The organism is Haloferula sargassicola (assembly GCF_040362925.1).
In the GTDB taxonomy this organism is placed as follows: domain Bacteria; phylum Verrucomicrobiota; class Verrucomicrobiia; order Verrucomicrobiales; family Akkermansiaceae; genus Haloferula; species Haloferula sargassicola.
The window spans coordinates 1-15,900 of record NZ_BAABRI010000005.1 but is presented as its reverse complement, the minus strand read 5'-3'; the positions used below and the strand labels follow the sequence as shown (position 1 = coordinate 15,900).

General features: G+C 64.6%; 15 protein-coding genes and 1 pseudogene. 10 read left to right on the top strand and 6 right to left on the bottom strand.

Annotated features, from left to right (window positions below):
- Positions 1 to 136: 136 nt before the first annotated feature.
- From ABXH26_RS05090 to ABXH26_RS05080, 3 genes are all read right to left on the bottom strand, one after another.
- The gene (locus tag ABXH26_RS05090; RefSeq protein ID WP_353565964.1) at positions 137 to 1,354 is read right to left on the bottom strand and encodes a radical SAM protein; all 1,218 of its coding nucleotides are present in this window, start codon (positions 1,352 to 1,354) and stop codon (positions 137 to 139) included.
- Positions 1,351 to 2,418: a radical SAM protein gene (locus ABXH26_RS05085; protein ID WP_353565963.1), complete on the bottom strand. Its 1,068-nt coding sequence runs from the start codon at positions 2,416 to 2,418 to the stop codon at positions 1,351 to 1,353. Before ABXH26_RS05085 ends, ABXH26_RS05090 begins: the two co-directional genes overlap by 4 nt.
- Before the next feature lie 90 nt (positions 2,419 to 2,508).
- Positions 2,509 to 3,189: a prepilin-type N-terminal cleavage/methylation domain-containing protein gene (locus ABXH26_RS05080; protein WP_353565962.1), complete on the bottom strand. Its 681-nt coding sequence runs from the start codon at positions 3,187 to 3,189 to the stop codon at positions 2,509 to 2,511.
- A 192-nt stretch (positions 3,190 to 3,381) separates the two neighbouring features.
- Between ABXH26_RS05080 and ABXH26_RS05075 the strand changes: the two genes are divergently transcribed.
- The 9 genes from ABXH26_RS05075 (at position 3,382) to ABXH26_RS05035 (ending at position 11,680) form a co-directional block, all read left to right on the top strand.
- The gene (locus tag ABXH26_RS05075; protein ID WP_353565961.1) at positions 3,382 to 4,869 is read left to right on the top strand and encodes a prenyltransferase/squalene oxidase repeat-containing protein; all 1,488 of its coding nucleotides are present in this window, start codon (positions 3,382 to 3,384) and stop codon (positions 4,867 to 4,869) included.
- Positions 4,870 to 5,038: 169 nt separating this feature from the next.
- On the top strand, positions 5,039 to 5,998 hold the full coding sequence (tal, locus tag ABXH26_RS05070) for a transaldolase (RefSeq protein WP_353565960.1): 960 nt from the start codon (positions 5,039 to 5,041) through the stop codon (positions 5,996 to 5,998).
- Positions 5,999 to 6,090: 92 nt separating this feature from the next.
- On the top strand, positions 6,091 to 6,576 hold the full coding sequence (locus tag ABXH26_RS05065; protein WP_353565959.1) for a hypothetical protein: 486 nt from the start codon (positions 6,091 to 6,093) through the stop codon (positions 6,574 to 6,576).
- An 8-nt stretch (positions 6,577 to 6,584) separates the two neighbouring features.
- Positions 6,585 to 7,607, top strand: coding sequence for a M23 family metallopeptidase (locus ABXH26_RS05060; RefSeq protein ID WP_353565958.1), 1,023 nt, complete (start codon positions 6,585 to 6,587; stop codon positions 7,605 to 7,607).
- Positions 7,608 to 7,624: 17 nt separating this feature from the next.
- Positions 7,625 to 8,083 (top strand): RidA family protein, encoded by a 459-nt coding sequence (locus tag ABXH26_RS05055; protein WP_353565957.1) that lies wholly within the window; start codon positions 7,625 to 7,627, stop codon positions 8,081 to 8,083.
- Positions 8,080 to 8,868, top strand: a complete 789-nt coding sequence (locus tag ABXH26_RS05050; RefSeq protein WP_353565956.1) for a TatD family hydrolase — start codon at positions 8,080 to 8,082, stop codon at positions 8,866 to 8,868. Before ABXH26_RS05055 ends, ABXH26_RS05050 begins: the two co-directional genes overlap by 4 nt.
- A gap of 60 nt (positions 8,869 to 8,928) precedes the next feature.
- Positions 8,929 to 10,128 carry a RimK family alpha-L-glutamate ligase gene (locus tag ABXH26_RS05045; RefSeq protein WP_353565955.1) on the top strand — a complete coding sequence of 400 codons (1,200 nt, stop codon included), beginning with the start codon at positions 8,929 to 8,931 and terminating at the stop codon, positions 10,126 to 10,128.
- Positions 10,125 to 11,231 carry a succinylglutamate desuccinylase/aspartoacylase family protein gene (locus ABXH26_RS05040; protein WP_353565954.1) on the top strand — a complete coding sequence of 369 codons (1,107 nt, stop codon included), beginning with the start codon at positions 10,125 to 10,127 and terminating at the stop codon, positions 11,229 to 11,231. The genes ABXH26_RS05045 and ABXH26_RS05040 overlap by 4 nt, the downstream gene beginning before the upstream one ends.
- Positions 11,228 to 11,680 carry an ATP-dependent zinc protease family protein gene (locus tag ABXH26_RS05035; protein ID WP_353565953.1) on the top strand — a complete coding sequence of 151 codons (453 nt, stop codon included), beginning with the start codon at positions 11,228 to 11,230 and terminating at the stop codon, positions 11,678 to 11,680. Before ABXH26_RS05040 ends, ABXH26_RS05035 begins: the two co-directional genes overlap by 4 nt.
- A gap of 164 nt (positions 11,681 to 11,844) precedes the next feature.
- Here the strand turns inward: ABXH26_RS05035 and ABXH26_RS05030 are convergent, their stop codons facing one another.
- Both ABXH26_RS05030 and ABXH26_RS05025 read right to left on the bottom strand, forming a co-directional pair.
- On the bottom strand, positions 11,845 to 13,242 hold the full coding sequence (locus ABXH26_RS05030; RefSeq protein WP_353565952.1) for a peroxiredoxin family protein: 1,398 nt from the start codon (positions 13,240 to 13,242) through the stop codon (positions 11,845 to 11,847).
- Between the two features lie 346 nt (positions 13,243 to 13,588).
- Positions 13,589 to 14,131 carry a hypothetical protein gene (locus tag ABXH26_RS05025; protein WP_353565951.1) on the bottom strand — a complete coding sequence of 181 codons (543 nt, stop codon included), beginning with the start codon at positions 14,129 to 14,131 and terminating at the stop codon, positions 13,589 to 13,591.
- A gap of 350 nt (positions 14,132 to 14,481) precedes the next feature.
- Here ABXH26_RS05025 and ABXH26_RS05020 point away from each other — a divergent pair.
- Positions 14,482 to 15,069, top strand: a pseudogene (locus tag ABXH26_RS05020) (IS110 family transposase); the annotation flags it as partial.
- A gap of 337 nt (positions 15,070 to 15,406) precedes the next feature.
- Here the strand turns inward: ABXH26_RS05020 and ABXH26_RS05015 are convergent.
- Entirely contained in the window at positions 15,407 to 15,619 is a 213-nt protein-coding gene (locus ABXH26_RS05015; RefSeq protein WP_353565950.1) for a hypothetical protein, read from the bottom strand.
- Positions 15,620 to 15,900 lie beyond the last annotated feature (281 nt).

The window sequence follows — 15,900 nt, the reverse complement described above, 5'->3', positions numbered from 1 at the left end:
ACACGACCCTCCTCCCAACTCCCCGGAGATCTGCGTTGATCCGCGTTCATCTGCGGTTCGAAACTGCGGTCCGATCTTCCATTTGATGAGATGAATGAGTGGGGAACGCGCCGGCTAAAGCCAGCGCTCCGAGGGTTCAGACGGCGGTTTGGAGGGCGGGGGCGATTTCCTCGTCGGTGAGGTAACAGGCCGGGTCGCTGCCGAAGTAGTCGGCGTTGACGAAGGCGGCTCGTGTGCGGAAACCCCCGCCGCAGCGGTCGAACCAGTGGCAGTCGCCGCAGCGGCCGTGCATGCGGATTTTCCGCTCGGCGGGGGTCAGGGCGCCGAGGGAGCGGATCTCTTCGAGCACCGCGGCGGAGGGTTCGTGTTCGGCGCTCCAGATTTTGGAAAAGGGGACCTGCTTGACGTTCCCGAGCTGGACGTCCTGCCAGAACTGATCGGGGTGGACGTTGCCCTGGGTGTCGATGTTGGCGATCCCCCGCCCCGAGCTGTTGGCGCCGCCCCCGTTCCATCCCAGGAGCTGCTCGGCTTGCGCGAGATTCGGGTGATTCTCACGCCGCATGCGGACGAGGAGATAAGCTCCATCCGCGGGCTGGGTCACGGTGAGGAGTTCGCGGTTCAAGCCGCGTTGGTTCCAGTCCTCGACCTTGGCGATGAGCGTGTCGATGGCCTTGCGGGATTCGACGGCATCAAGGAGCTGCATTTTCCCGCCGCGACCGGCCGGGACGAGGTGGTAGAAGCAAACGCGCTGGATTTCCTCCTGCTCGATGAAGTCGAGGATGGCCTCGATGTTCTGGACGTTGTGACGGGTGAGCGTGAGGCGCAGGCCGGTTTTCTGGCCGACTTCGTGGCAGTTGCGGAAGCCGCGGACGGCGGCCTTGAAGGCACCTTCCTTCCCGCGGAACTGGTCGTGGACCTCGCCGATGCCGTCGAGCGAGATGCCGACGTAGGCGACGTTGGCGGCCTTGAGCGCGGCGGCCTTTTCAGGGGTGATCAGCGTGCCGTTGGTGGAAATGGTGAGCTTCAGGCCCGAGTCGGAGGCGAGGTTGACGAGATCGAGGAAGCGCGGGTGGATGGTCGGCTCACCGCCGGAAAGCAGTAGCGATGGGATCTGATAGGCGGCCAAGTCGGCGACGACGGCTTTCATCTGCTCCCAATCGAGCTCGCCGGGATACTGGGTGGCCATCGAGTCGGAGTAGCAGTGGACGCAGCGCAGGTTGCAGGTGCGGGTGATGTTCCAGACCACGATCGGCTTGCGTTCGCGGGCGGCGCCGGGGGCTTGGTGGCCGTGGCCGTAGCGGAGGTTGTCGGCCGGTTGGGCCTGGCCGGTCCAGAGTCGGGTGAGGTTGATCATGGCTTTGCTGTCGGTTGGTAAAGGCAGGAAGGATCCTCGGCGAAGGGGTCGCCGGTGACGCCGTAGGCGCGGGAGCGGGAGCCGCCGCAGATCTTGCGGAACTCGCAGCGGCCGCACTTGCCGCCGAGCGCGTCGTTGTCGCGCAGGCTGACGAAAAGCGGATGCTGCCGGTAAATCTCGGCCGGATGGGTGAGGCGGACGTTTCCGCAGACCATCGGCAGGAAGCCGCTGGGGCTGACCTCGCCGGTGTGGGAAATGAACATCACGCCGCGGCCATCGCGGATGCCGAGTGGCGAGCGCATGCCCTGGCGGCCCTTGTCGCCGCCTTTTCCCCGCTGGGCGAGCACGCGACGGAAGTGGTGGCCCTCGGTGGTCTTGATCGCAAAAGGCGCGGTGCCGACGAGGTCGGCCATCTGCTCGAAGATCCGCTCGATGTCCTGCGGGCTGGCCATTTCCTTGGCCCCGGCGCGGCCCGTCGGGACCAGCAGGAAGACGCTCCACATGGCGGGCTTGAGCTGGAACATGAGGTCGCGGAAGGCGTCGAACTCGGCCAGATTACCGCCCGTGAGCGTCGTGTTGATCTGGACGGAAAGCCCGGCCCGGTGGGCGCGATGGACGGCCTGGAGGGTGCGGTCGAAGGTGCCGGTGACGCCGCGGAAGGCATCGTGAGTGGCGGCGCTGGCGCCATCGAGGCTGAGCGAAATGCGGTCGATCCCCGCCTCGCGGATCTTGTGGAAATCCGTGTTCAGCAGCCGCGGCGTGCCGGAGGGGCTGAGGCCGACGCGGAGGCCGAGGTCGGAGCCGAGGCGGGCGAGTTCGAGCACATCGCGCCGCATCAGGGGATCGCCGCCGGTGAGGATGAGCATCGGCGGCCGCAGCTCGGCGAGCTGGTGCATCAGGCGGCGGGCCTCATCGGAGTCGAGCTCGTCGGGGTGCCGCTGCGGCTGGGCCTCGGCGCGGCAGTGGCGGCAAGCCAGCGCGCAAGCCCGGGTGACCTCCCAGAAGACGAGGAAGGGGCGATCGGCGAAGGGATCTCCAGAAGCGTCGTTTCCGAATGCAACCATGGCGCAGGGACGATGTCCCCGCGCCATGGAGAGCGACCACGCCCGGAGCGCGATCTACCGCGCATATCCTGCGCGGTTGGGAGCAAAAAATCAGAAGTTCTTCACGTCGTCCGAACCGGCGAACATGTCGGCCTTTTCCCCGTCCTTGCCATAGGACCAGATGACGTATTCCTGATAGCGCGGTTTGGCATCCGACCATTCGGCGAAGCCGTCCGTGTTGAGAATCTTGTCGTTCACCCCGCCGGTATCCTCGTCCTCGAAGGGAGGCGTGTTGACGGCGATCATGAGTTCCTTGCCCCACAGGTCGTAGATCTTGGCATTCTTGCGGTAAACGCCGTCCTTGGGCTGCTCGACGTAGTCAGGCTGGATGTAGGAGTTGTCCTTGTAGTTGAGTTCGCGGCCCGCGATGAAATCGCCGCTCGGATCTTCCGGTTCCGCGTTGTCATCGTGGCCGACCAGTGCTCCGAAGAGCATCTCCGTGCCGTTGTCTCCGTCCGGCACGCCATAGAGCACGTCGCGGCCCGAGTCCTTGTTGCGGTCCGGGATCGGTGGCGTGTGATAATCCACGGCAAACATTTCGATGCTGACCGAAAGGTCGCGCATCTGCTGCAACTGCTTGGCGTTCTGAGCTTTGGACAGGCCGCGCTTGGCCCCCATGAAAGCGAGGGCGGCGAGGGCGGCGATGATCACGATCACCACGAGCAGTTCAACAAGCGTGAAGCCGGGGCGGCGGCGGGAAGGAGGAATCATGTGGGTCTTGGGCCGTTTCATGAGGCTGGAGCCGACGCTACACGTCACCCCCGGTGCGTCCAGCCCCCATTCTCCCGCTGTCACGTCGAAACATCCCCTGCAAAATCCGCGCGCCGAAGGTCAATATGACGGGGACGCGACGGTTTTTCGGCTGGTCAGCCCCCCTGCCCGCCCTAGATTTTCCTTCAGCACCTTCCCGCACGTTTTTCCGACATGAGCCTGCACGCCCAACTCAGCCCCGAAGCCCAGGCACGACTCCATGCCCAGAAGCGGAATTCAACGATTTCCTCAATCGTGATCTCGCTGTTGGTGGTCGTCCTGCTCGGCTTGATTCTCGCCTTCATTCTTCTTCCGCCTCTTCTCCGCGAGGTTCCGGTGATCGTCAGCTACCAGAGCAATTCGACCACCGAGGAAAAAATGGAGACCAAAAAGCTGACCAACAGCGTCCAGCGCAAGCCGTCCGCCCCCTCCTCGGCGATGTCCAAGGTGATCGCCGCCAACACCACCTCCCCGACCGCCGTGCCGGTGCCCGACATCGACGTCCCGGAGCCGTCCCTCGATTTCGGCAATGGCGATGATTTCGGCGACGGCTGGGGCTCCGGAGGCGATGGCGGGGGCGGAGGCTTCGGTTCGATCCCGGCAACCATGAAAAAGCGCTGTTCACCCGAGGATCGGATGCAGCGCCTCAAGGAGAGCGGCGGAACCCCTCAGTGCGAGGATGCCGTGGTCAAGGGACTCGACTGGCTCAAGAACACCCAGGCCTCGGACGGCTCGTGGGGCGGCAAATACCGCTCGGCGGACACCGGCTTCGCCGTGCTCGCCTTCCTCGGCCACTGTGAGACGCCGCTTTCCGAAAAGTATGGCGAAACCGTGCTCAAGGGCATCACCTGGCTGGTCGATCTGGGCATGAAGCAGAACGGCCGCCTCAACGTGAGCGGCGAGACCAACCCCTACCCCTACGAGCACGCCATCGCCACCTATGCGCTGGGCGAATCGACGACGTTCTGCCGCCAGCTCGGGATCAACATTCCCAACCTCGACGACGTCACCCAAAAGGCCGGACAATACATCCTCGACCACCAGCACAGCTCCGGCGGCTGGGACTACGGCTACCGGGTCGATGGCGACCGGGGCGGCGACCTCTCGGTTTCCGCCTGGCAGATCCAGGCCTTGAAGGCGTGCAAGCACACCGGGCTCGACTTCAAGAACATGAACAAGGCCGTCCGCGGCGCCCTGAGCTATGTGAAGGAATGCCAGGTGCGCGACGGGGGCTTCGGTTACCGGCCCTCCGAGAATAATTTCTCGCCCTCCGGCTACGCCTCGCTGACCGGTGCCGGCATGCTCGCCTATCAGATGTGGGGAAAACCCTCCGTCTCGGAGGTCCGCAACGGAGCCGGCTACATCCGCAAAAACTCCAAGTTCGACTACAACGGCGCCCGGGCCGACCTCTACGCCCACTACTATGAGAGCCAGGCGATGATCGCCCGCGGCGGTGAAGACTGGAAGATGTACAACAGCATGTTCCGCGATCAGGTGCTCGGCGGGCAGGAGGCCGATGGATCTTGGAAGCAACCGGGCCGGGGCACCATCGACGGTCACGCCGCGGAGCACTACGGGAACCGCCACTACCGGACCTGCCTCTGCATCCTGATGCTCGAATCCTACTACCGCTTCCTGCCGGCCACCGGCGAGGGTCACTGAGCCCTCGGCACGCCCGATTTCTCAGCACGGCTCCCCGACACGGGAGCCGTCTTTTTTTTCGACGAAATGCTGGAAGGAAAGCGTTCATATCGAACCGCGGAACAATTCATCGTTTGCCGGGATTTGCCCTAGCCAGCCGGGAAAATCCGGCCTACCTCCCCCATCAGCCATGAGCGCGAGCCAACTCGATCAACTGAAGCAATTTACGACCGTCGTCGCCGACACCGGCGACTTCGAATCCATGAAGGTCTACAAACCGCAGGACGCGACCACCAACCCTTCGCTGATCCTTCAGGCGGCAGGCAAGGAGGAATACCGCCACCTGGTGGAGAAGGCCGTTTCCGAACTGAAGGACGGCGGACTCTCCGGCGACGAGCTGGTGGAGGCCATCATCGACCGCATCCTCATCCTCTTCGGCCTGGAGATTCTCAAGATCGTGCCCGGCCGCGTCTCGACCGAGACCGACGCCCGCCTGTCCTTCGACACCGAGGGCACCATCGACAAGGCCCGCGAGCTCATCGCGGGCTACGAAAAGGAAGGCATTTCCCGCGACCGCATCCTGATCAAGATCGCCTCCACCTGGGAGGGCATCCGCGCCGCCGAGATCCTTGAAAAGGAAGGCATTCACTGCAATCTCACCCTGCTGTTCTCCTTTTGTCAGGCCGTGGCCTGCGCCGAAGCCGGCGTGCAGCTCATCTCTCCCTTCGTCGGCCGCATTCTTGATTGGTACAAGGCCTCCACCGGCAAGGACTACCAAGGCGAGGAAGACCCGGGCGTGCAGTCGGTGCGCGAGATCTACACTTACTACAAGAAATTCGGCTACAAGACCGAAGTCATGGGCGCCTCCTTCCGGAACACGGGCGAAATCCTCTGCCTGGCGGGTTGCGACCTGCTCACCATCAGCCCGAAACTGCTCCAGGAACTCAACGATTCCACCGACACCGTCGAGCGCGCGCTGTCGCCGGATGGCTCGAAGGATGCCGACCTCGAGAAGGTCAGCTACGACGAGAAGACCTTCCGCCTCGCGCTGAACGAGGACGCGATGGCGACCGAGAAGCTCGCTCAAGGCATCCGGTCGTTCGCCGCGGACATCGTGAAGCTCGAGGAGCTGGTGAAATCGATGCTGTGATCCGGAAGCACACGGATTTTCGCGAAAGCCGCCGCCTCACCGCGGCGGCTTTTTGCATTTCAATCCGGCCATATCCCGGCACAGTCCCCGCCATGCGATTCCTGCTGCTGGTGTTGCCCTTCCTGCTGGTCACGGCCCTGCCCTCGATGGCGGGCGGCCGGCGCAGTCACGACTCGTCGATCGTCTTCCACATGGAAACCGATCCCGGCGCGAACCCGAAGATGGTCTTCTCGCAGTTCGTGGCCGGCGAGGAGCGCGTGTTCAGCCGCGTGCCTGAAATCGGCACCTCCGACATCGCCGCCTTCAATCCCTTTCCCTCGAAGGACGGCGCCACCTATGGCGTGGTGATCCGGCTGAAGGCGGGGTCGAAGAATCGCCTCGCCGCCATCACGGCCGCCAACATCAACCGCTGGCTGGTCGCCCGCGTCAACGGCCGCGTGGTCGATGCGGTCATCATCGACCGCCAGATCGACGATGGCGAACTGGTCATCTGGAAAGGTCTTTCCAACGCCGAGATCAAGCAACTCGACGAGGAATATCCCCGCCTCGGCGAAAAGAAGCCGCGCGGCAAATCATGAGTCCCGCCATGCTCCGAACCGTCCTGCTTTTCATCCTCGCCTTCGCCTCCTGGTGCCCGGCGCAGACGCACTACGACCTGCCCACCGCCAACGATCACCTGTTCCGCAACGAGCCGGACAAGTTCTACATGTGGGTCGACCGCACCTTCGAGGGCGAGACCACCCGGCCGTGGGAGGGCGGAGCCTGGGGGCTCGTCCGCAATCCGGTGCGGGTCGATGACCAGGTCTACATGCTGCGTTTCCACGAAGGCATCGACATCGCCCCGGTCAAGCGCGACAAGGCCGGCAATCCGCTGGATCTCGTGATGGCCATCGCCGACGGCACCGTGGTCCACGTCTCCGACGTGCCGGGCCACTCGAACTACGGGCGCTACATCGTCATCGGCCATCCGGTCACCCCGCAGGGCCACGCCGTTTACAGCCTCTACGCCCACCTCGCGAAAGCTACGGTCAAAGTCGGAGACCCCGTCACCAAGGGCAGCGTCATTGGCCAGATGGGCTACACCGGCGTCGGCATCAACCGCACCCGCGCCCACACCCACCTCGAACTCGGGCTGATGATGAGCGACCAGTTCGAGGGTTGGTTCCGCCGCTACTGCGGGGGCACGAATTTCCACGGCAACTACAACGGACTGAACCTGATCGGCATGGACGTGGCCAAGTTCCTCAAGGCGCACCACGAGAATCCGGCCCTGACCATCCCCACCTTCGTCCGCAGCGAACCCGCCTACTTCAAGGTCACCGTCCCACGGAAGGGCACCCTGGATTTCGCCGAGCGGAACCCGTGGCTGGCCTACGGCAGCCTCACCGCCGACGGTCCTTCCTGGGAAATCTCCTTCACCGCGCTCGGCCTGCCCACCGGCATCGCCGTCAGCCAGCGCAAAGTCGACAAGCCGATCGTCTCCGCGGTGCGCGATTCGCAGGAGCCGCACCGCTACGCCACCCGCGGATTGCTGACCGGAAAAGGCAGCTCCGCGACGCTCGCCAGCAACGGCCGCAAACTCGTCGATCTCGTCACCGGCAACTTCTAAGCCCCGACTTCCCCTTCATGGACCAGACCCTCGCCCACCTCGAATCACTCGGCTACACCCTGCCCGAAGTCCCCGCCCCCGTCGCCGCCTACGTCAATTGCGTCCGCAGCGGCAACCTGCTCTTCCTTTCCGGCGGCCTGCCCATCAATGGCGACCGCAAGGTGATCGGCAAGGTCCCCACCGACGTGTCGCCCGAAGAGGCCGCCGAGGGCGCGAAAATCATCATGCTCAACCGGCTGGCCGTCATCCGCGACGAAATCGGCTCGCTCGACAAGGTCACGCGCATCGTCGCGCTGAACGGCTTCGTCAACTCCGAGCCCGACTTCCACGGCCACCCGCAGGTCGTCAACGGCGCCTCCGAGTTCCTGCTCGAAGTCTTTGGCGATCGCGGCAAGCACAGCCGCACCGCCCTCGGCGCCGCCGCCCTGCCGCTGAACGTCGCCGTCGAGATCAACATGATCGTCGAGGTCGGGTGATCGACGCCCACAACCACCTCCACCAGCTCGCCGATCCCGCCGCGGTCGTCGCGGAAATGAAGGCCGCCGGGGTCTCGGCCTGCATCGTCAACGGCACCTCGGAAGCCGACTGGCCGCAGGTGGCCGACCTCGCCGACGCCCACCCCGGCTTCGTGGTGCCGGCCTTCGGACTGCATCCGTGGTACGTGAAGCACCGTACTTCGGACTGGCTCGAGGTCCTTCGCTCGCTGCTCGAGCACCACCCGCAGGCCTCCATCGGCGAATGCGGTGTGGACGGCTGGATCGATGACGTCCCGCTCGACGACCAGATGGAAGTCTTCCTGCCCCAGCTCGCCCTCGCCCGCGAGCGCGACCTGCCGATCACCATCCATGCCCTCAAGGCTTGGGAGGCGCTCCACGAGGCCTTGAAAACCGAGCCACCGCCGCAGCGCGGATTTCTCCTCCACTCCTTCGGCGGCTCCCCCCAGCAGGCGGAGCAGTTCGCGAAAAAGGGTGCCCGCTTTTCGTTTTCCGGCCATTTCCTCCACGATAGGAAGGCCAAGGTGCTGGAAAGCTACCGCCACGTCCCGGCCGACCGGCTTCTGCTGGAAACCGACGCCCCCTCGATGCGCCCGCCGCAGCGATGGATCACCCACCCGCTCCCCGGCGACCGCAACCATCCCGCCAACCTGCCGGCGATCGCCAGCGGTCTGGCTGAAGCGCTGCAGCAGCCCTGCGATGAGCTCACCGAACTCTGCGACGCCAATGCCCGCAGCTTCTTCGGGCTGCCGCGGGATTCCGGTTGACCCTGCCGGGGACCGGTGATGATTGAGGTCTCACATCCTCACCCCAAGATTCTCGCGACCATGCGCATCGCCATCCTTTCCCGGGCTCCCCACTGCTACTCCACCCTGCGGCTGCACGAGGCCGCCGAATCCAAGGGGCATGAGGTGGAAATCCTCGACCCCACCCGCCTCGTCATCGACCTCAACCACGGCGAGCCCGACCTGATCTACAACGGCGAGCCGGTGCCGATCCCCGATGCCATCCTGCCCCGCATCGGCACCTCCATCACCCGCTACGGCACCTCGGTCGTCCGCCAGTTCGAGCAGATGGACGTGTTCACGCCGAACACCGCGGCCGGCATCGGCAATTCCCGCGACAAGCTGCGCTCGCTGCAGATCCTTTCCCGCCACGATGTCGGCATCCCGACCACCGCCTACGTCTATGACAAACGCGACGTGCAAGCCGCGCTCGAGCGCGTCGGCGGCGCGCCGGTGATCATCAAGCTCATCGAGGGCACCCAGGGCGTCGGCGTCATCCTCGCCGACAAGATCGAAATCGCGAAGGCCATCATCGAAACGCTCCACTCGACCCACCAGAACGTGCTGCTCCAGAAGTTCGTCGCCGAAAGCAAGGGCAAGGACGTCCGCGCCTTCGTCATTGGCGACCGCGTCGTGGCCGCCATCCGCCGCACCGCCCAAGGCCAGGAATTCCGCAGCAACGTCCACCGCGGCGGCATCGCCGAAAGCATTCAGCTCGAGCCCGCCTACGAGGAGGCCGCCGTGCGTGCCGCCCAGATCCTGGGCCTGCACGTCTGCGGCGTGGACATGCTGGAAAGCGCCACCGGCCCGCAGATCATGGAGGTCAATTCGTCCCCCGGTCTGGAGGGCATCGAGGGCGCCACCGAGCTCGACATCGCCGGCGCGATCGTCGATTACATCGCCGATCAGGTGAAGTTTCCGGAAATCGACATCCGCCAGCGCCTCACGGTCAGCCGGGGTTACGGCGTGGCCGACATCCACATCCCCGAAGGCAGCCAGTTTGTCGGCAAGACCCTCGACGAAACCGGCTTGCGGGACCTCGACGTGGTGGTCCTGACGCTTCGCCGGGGCGGCACCGTGATTTCCAACCCCAAGGGCAAACGCGTGCTCCAGGCCGAGGACTCGCTGCTCTGCTACGGGAAATCCAGCCAGATGAAGGAACTCATCGGCGATCGGCCGAAACGCCAGCGCCGCATCAAACCGCTGCCGACCACGCCCGTCACCGAGGGCACCACCACATGAATCCGCGCCACAGTCCGGCCCCCAAGTTCGTCCGCAAGTCGATCGCCCACTGGGGCGACCGGACGATCGAGCCCGGCCAGCGGCGACAGCTTCGGCTGGAGGCCGGGGAAAGCTTCAGCGGCACTCAGGTAAAGCTGCCCGTGCTCGTCTGGCGCGGTCCGCAGCCCGGCCCGGTGGTCGGCATCACCGCCGCCATCCATGGCGATGAAATCAACGGCACCGGCGCGGTCCTGCGCCTGATCCAGGAGCGCCCGCTGATCCCCGTCCACGGCTCGCTGCTGCTGGTGCCCGTGGTCAACATCCTCGGCTACGAGCGCCACAGCCGCTACACGCCCGATCGTCGCGATCTCAACCGCTCGTTCCCCGGCAATGCCGCCGGCTCGCTCTCCGCCCGCCAAGCGCGGCTCGTCTTCGACGAAATCATTTCCCGCTGCGACTACATCATCGACCTCCACACCGCCGCCGTCCGACGCACGAATTTCCCCAACGTTCGCGCCGATGTCGCCCGCCCCGAGGTCGAGCGCCTTGCCCGCGCCTTCGGCTGCGAAGTCGTCGTCAACGGCGTCGGCCCCGATGGCTCGCTGCGCCGCAGCGCCTGCGAGCACGGCGTGCCCACAATCGTGATCGAAGCCGGCGAGCCGTGGAAAGTGGAGCCCAGCGTGCAGGAACTCACCCTGCGCGGGATCGCCAACGTGCTTTCCGAGCTGGGCGTCGTCGATACCTGTCCGCTGCCTCCTCCCCATCAGGTGATCGTTGAGGAAACGCGCTGGGTGCGTGCGGGTTGCGGCGGTTTTTTACAGTTTCACGTGAAGCCCGGCGATACCGTCACCGCCGGCCAGGCCCTGGCCACCAACAGCGGACTTCTCGGGCGCCAGCAGGAGATCATCCTGAGCCCGCATGATGGCCTCGTGCTCGGCATGACCACCATGCCCGCCGTGGTGCCCGGCGACCCGGTCGTTCACATCGCCCTGCCCTCCACCGGCCGCCAGTTTCGACAGGTCGAGAAGGGCATTGCCTCGCTCCAGGGCGACGCCATCGAAAGCCAGGTCCGCGAGCACCTGGCCACCAGCTTCACCGTGGTTCACGTCGACGAGGAAACATGAAGACCCCGAAAGTCATCGGCTGGCGCGAATGGGTGGAACTCCCCGACTGGGGCCTGACCCTGCGTGCCAAGGCGGACACCGGCGCCCGGTCCAGCGCGATCGATTGCGCGGAAATCGAGCACCTGCCCAATCACCGCGTCCGTTTCACCCTGCGGCTCGACCGCAAGGGCCGGCGGGTGGTGACGCTCGAGGAACCGATCGCCGACATCAAAGTGGTCCGCAGCAGCACCGGCCACGCGCACGAGCGAATTTTCGTGGAAACGACCCTCGCCCTCGCCGGCAGGAAAAAAACGATCCTGGTCAGCCTCGTCTGCCGCCGGCGCATGATCCACCGAATGCTCCTCGGCCGCACCTCGCTGGGACCCGAATTCATCGTCGATAGCTCCGTCGACCACTGGGCTACGCCCAAAAAGAAGCTCGCCCGCCCTTCCAAGCGCCCGAAGGACTGACGGCCACCCAAAGGCCGGCGCCATGGGCTGCCGGGCTAGGCGCTGGAGGCCGACCTCAACCCAAGCGTCACCTCAGGTCCCTCCCTGCCTCCCTTTTCCGAATCCCCGGCCGACCGACGATCCGAGCCCTCACCGCGCTTCCCGTCCTAAGCCGATCTCCGACCTCACTCATTCAGCACCGCGTCCGCCGTGACTTCGGCAAAGGTGCCCACTGCTCCCACGTAATGGATCGTGCGTTCGCCGCCCAGCACATAGGCCAGGGGCCAGCTGCCGACCCGATACACCTTGCCCAGCTCATTGTTCGGATCGGAAAAATTCGGCCAGTCCACGCGCCCCTCGGCCTGCATCTGGCGCAGCGTTTCCCGCGGATCGCTGTTCACGCCCACCACTTCAAATGGCTGGTCCTTGAAGCGCGCATCGCGCCGCAACGCCGACACCCACTTCAGCAGCTCGCTCTCGCCGCCCAGCTTGGTGTTCCAGAAAACCAGCATCACCACCTTGCCCTCGAAGTCGGAGAGCTTCATCGGCCGCCCCCCGGAATCCACGCCATCCAGATCGGGCGCCTTGGTGCCCTTGCTAAGATTCATGATGATGTAGAGCTCCTCGTCCGCGAGCTTCGCCACCGTGGTCTGATCGAGCTTCACATCGGCGGCATCAATGATTGCCCGCCGCAGCATCGTCAGCCGCTCGCGCATCACGTGACCTTCGTCGCCCAGCCCCTTGGCCACCATCGCCACGCCCAGGGCCGCGGTTCCCGCCACTTTCTTGTCCGGGTTTTCCTTCTGGATCCGGCGCAGCAGGTTGAGCGCCTGCTGGTCACCCGCCGCCACCAGCGCCATGCACATGGGGGCCAGGTTCGGGCTCTTCACGTGGTTCTGAGCCACCGCAGCCTCCACGGTTGCGATTTCATCGCGAAAAAGGGGCTTCGCCACTCCCACCTCATCCACCTCGATCAACGGAGCCGCGAGCCGCATGAACCACGCCGCGGGCTCGATGGCCCATTCCTGCGCCAGATCCCCCCGGATCACCGTCCACATCCGTCCCGCCGCCTCCTTGGGCGATGGACGCTCGATCGCCTCCCGATCCTCCGTCGTCTTGGCCAGCTTGAGCTTGAGCCCATAGGCCTCCATCGACTTCTCATACGCCGTCCGCACGCTGGCCGCCTGCTGCGGAGATCCGGCCAGGGCAGGAGAAAGCAGTGCCAGAAGGGAAACCAAGATCATCGAGCGCATCCGCATGGCCTCAGACCCTAGTCGCCTCCCGCCGCCTGACAAGCCCCGGGCCTTGCCCGTCTCTGGGAGGCAAAGGAAGCCGGTGGAATTCTTCAAGCTCAGGCATACCCGGGCGCTCCCTCGCTTTGGACCAAACCCATCGATAGGACTCCCTCTGCGATCGGCCGGAGGATTGCGGGGCGAGTCGATGGCCGTGGCCGCACTCCTTGGAGGAGAGTTGTCCACGAGGATCCGACGCGAGAATGGGCCCGGACAATGCTCGTCGGAGCAACGCGTTGCCTGGAGCAACTCTCCGGAGGCCGAACCGATCGGCACCGGCTTCGGATCCATTTTCACCGTTCAAGGATCACGTCCATGGCCATCGAGCAGCTCCTCAGTCAGGCACCCGGTCTGCGTTCGTTCTGGAAGATCGCGTCCGTCGACCTCGATCAGATCGTCCCGTAGCGGAAACCCCGCTCCACCGGCGACTCGCACCTCTCCCGGCGCGGGCGAATCCCGGAGCGATTCGCCCCGCGGCCCCCGCGGAGGTCGTCAAACGGCCATCCGCCCCCGCCCGATCACGGCAAGTCGTTGACCCACAGACGCGGATTGAACCCGCAAGAGCGATAGCCATACCGCCCATCCAACCCGCCTGGGCCCGTTCAACAACCGATAGCTTCGGGGCTACCGCCCGAAGCTATCTTTGGGGTTCGCTTAGTTTGGTGTTCTGCTGTAGGTAGCTGAGAAGGTATCCGAACTTGCCCTTGGCGTCCAGATCTCGCTCAGGCGAAACGTCCTCTAGAAGCCGGACCAAATCGCAATTTCCAACAACCGCAGCCAGCGAGCAGTAGTCCCGATACTCTCTTCGATTCTTTCCCCCCGCGACATTCCAGATCACGTTCCGAAGTCGCTTACGATCCCGCTCGGTAAGCTGCGCTGCCTTGAGTCCTCGGATGAGACGCTCCTTGAGGTATCCTGATCGAAAATACCAAGGGTCGACCTCCAGAAAGAGAATCGCTTCATCAATCGCTTGGCGGTCGGAACCGCGCAAATCTGCCAAGAACTCATCCTCCCAAAGCCGATCAGTTGCGTAGCGTTGAGCATGCCATGCCGAGGCTGCATCCTCCCATGCTTTCCACGCCTTCGGCCCATGATTGCGGCAGGCGCAAGTCGAATGGATCGCCTTGTGATGCGCGTTCTCGATGCGCTCGACTTCCGCTATGGCCTCACGGGTGAGCATATTTCTGAAGCGATTGAGGTAGGGACGCCGGTCATCCGGCGCCCCCCTCGCAGATCCCGGCGTGCGGAACTACCGCACCGGGCTCCTCGGATGGACGCGCTTCGATTCCGCCACGCCGTTGGTTTCTGTTTCTGACTTCGTCGTTTACTCATGCTCTCCCGGTTTGTCGAGCCTCCCGCCAGCTTCAGGGCCATGGGGTTTCCAAGATCTTCGGCCGCGGCATCTTCCACCGCTCCCATGCCTCGGCAAACTCCTGCGCGGCTGGCTGCGGCGGTTCCACCATTTGAAGGCCAAGCGCCGGACGTGATGCAGCAGTTGCCACAGACGCACCGAGTTCCCGATCACTCCGAAGTAGCGGCTCGGTCACCACCTCCCCGCACGCGCTGGAGCGCGCCGTGCGCTGCATCGCGAAATCACAAGGCCGCAAGCTCTCCGACCTCCACGTCTGTTACGAGGCCAGCGGCTGCGGCTTCTGGATTGCCCGCAGGCTCCGGCAGATGGGCGTGCGTTGCGAGGTCATCGCCCCCTCGCTCATCCCCACGCGCTCCGGCGATCGCGTGAAAACCGACAAGCGCGACGCCGCCAAGCTCGCCCGCTCGCTGCGCGCCAATGACCTCGTCGCCGTCCCTATCCCCGACGCGCTCGACGAAGCCATCCGCGACCTCTGCCGGGCGCGCACCGACGCCGTCGACGATCTCCGCCGCGCCAAGACAAGCCTGCTCGCGCTGCTCCGCCGCCTCGGCTACCGCTATGACGGCAAGACCCACTGGACCCAGGCCCACCGCAACTACCTTCGCGGGCTCAAGCTCCCCGATGCCGCCCACCACCGATCCGAACCACCGTGCGGCCATGCCCCTCATCCTCCCCAGCTTCACCCAAGCACCGCCGCAAGCCGTGCCGTGGGAACGTGCGGCTGCGAACGACGGCTTTCACCGTAAAAGCGCCCATGCTTCGCCCCGTTTCCGGAAACCCCGCTTCACCGGCGGCTCGCACCTCTCCCGGCGCGAGCGAATCCCGGAGCGATTCGCCCCGCGGCCCCCGCGGAGGTCGTCAAACGGCCATCCGCCGCCGCCCGATCACGGCAAGTCGTTGACCTACCGACGTGGATTGAAACCGCAAGAGCGATAGCCCCACCGCCCGCCCAACCCGCCTGGGCCCGTTCAACAACCGATAGCTTCGGGGCTACCGCCCGAAGCTATCTTTGGGGTTCGGCTTTTGGTTGGTCGTATGGAGCGTCACGATTCGGGAAGCGAGCTGGCTGAATCCAAAGCGGATTCAGTGGTCGATGCCACTCGCGAAAAGTCGCGCCACGGGAATGGCAAAACGAAACAACCCTATCCCTGCGCCAGCGATCACAATGGGAAAAAGAACTCCCGACGTCGGGGCCCGTGAAAGCAAGAGCAAGATCGCCAGCAGGCAGGAATGCAGGATGAACCCCAATGAGATCAGCCGTACAATTAGGGCCGTAACCTTCTCGTATGTATTCATGTAGTTGTGGTGATAAACTTGGTCTTCGATTTCCTGCCGAACGTCAGAGTCTAGGCAACCCACTACGGGAGCCGCACTCCGATACACTGGAAAGGTTGCTAATTACGATCAAAATCCGACTCGAAGCGGGTAGTGGGGTTGCCTACGACGCCTTGTTGAACAGAGCCGCTGCGCGGCGACTCCGCGCTGCGGCGTTGAAAGGGTTGAAGCGATCTGTCAGGCTTGTTCCTGCTATGAAAAAAAGATGACGCGATCACTTCAGCCGCTTGGTATCAGGATTT